This is a genomic window from Kitasatospora sp. NPDC097643, from assembly GCF_040302625.1.
Lineage (GTDB): Bacteria > Actinomycetota > Actinomycetes > Streptomycetales > Streptomycetaceae > Kitasatospora.
Genome location: NZ_JBEOSA010000177.1, coordinates 1 through 1,223, shown reverse-complemented (window position 1 = coordinate 1,223; position 1,223 = coordinate 1). Strand labels below are relative to the sequence as shown.

The 1,223-nt window shown below is 72.4% G+C and carries 1 pseudogene; it reads right to left on the bottom strand.

Annotated elements, in window-relative coordinates:
- A pseudogene (locus tag ABTY15_RS39690) lies at positions 1–938 on the bottom strand (tetratricopeptide repeat protein); the annotation flags it as partial.
- Positions 939–1,223: the final 285 nt, after the last annotated feature.

Genomic DNA, 1,223 nt, shown 5'->3' with positions numbered 1-1,223 from the left:
TAGCCGCCCGACGGGCGGTCGTCACGACGCGGACGGTCGTCCCGGTCATCACGACGGAACCCGCCGGACGGGCGGTCGTCCCGACGGAAGCCACCACCGGAGGGGCGGTCGTCACGACGGAAACCACCGCGGTCGTCGCCACGGTCACGGTTGTAGCCGCCGGCCGGGCGGTCATCGCGGCGGAAGCCACCACGGTCGTCGCCACGGTCACGGTTGTAGCCGCCCGACGGGCGGTCGTCACGACGCGGACGGTCGTCCCGGTCATCACGACGGAACCCGCCGGACGGGCGGTCGTCCCGACGGAAGCCACCGCCGGAGGGACGGTCGTCGCGACGGAAACCGCCACGGTCGTCGCCACGGTCACGGTTGAAACCGCCGGACGGGCGGTCGTCCCGACGGAAACCGCCACCGGAGGGACGGTCGTCGCGACGGAAACCACCGCGGTCGTCGCCACGGTCACGGTTGTAGCCACCGGACGGGCGGTCGTCACGACGCGGACGGTCGTCCCGGTCATCACGACGGAACCCACCGGACGGGCGGTCGTCACGACGGAAGCCACCACCGGCCGGGCGGTCGTCGCGACGGAAACCACCGCGGTCGTCGCCACGGTCACGGTTGTAGCCACCGGACGGGCGGTCATCGCGGCGGAAGCCACCGCCGCCCTGGCGGTCGTCACGGTCACGGTTGTAGCCGCCCGACGGGCGGTCGTCACGGCGGTAACCGCCGCCGGCCGGACGGTCATCGCGGCGGAAGCCGCCGCCCTGGCGGTCGTCGCGACGCGGACGGTCGTCACGGTCATCGCGGCGGTAGCCGCCGGAGGGACGGTCGTCCCGGCGGTTGCCGCCACGGTCGTTGGACCAGCCCCCGCGGGACCGGGGCTCGTAGCCTCGGCCGTCGTCCGATCGACGCTCGGGACGGTCCTGGGGCTGGTTCGACATCGTGGTGACTCCTTCTGCTGCTTCAGCTCCACCGCTGACGGTGCAACTCCGCCGCCGTCACGCGGTATCGGCGCCGACCTCCTGGCCGTGCACCTTCTCCATTGTCCGGCATCCGGGAACCGTCCGCGCCTGGGCGGAAGTCCCGAGCCTGCCGGCCCTGTACGTTCGCAAAACACAAAAAGGCCGCGGCCCCAGCGAGTCGCTGGGGCCGCGGCCTTGAATAATTGTTCGGCGGCGTCCTACTCTCCCACAGGGTCCCCCCTGCAGTACCATCGGCGCTGTGAG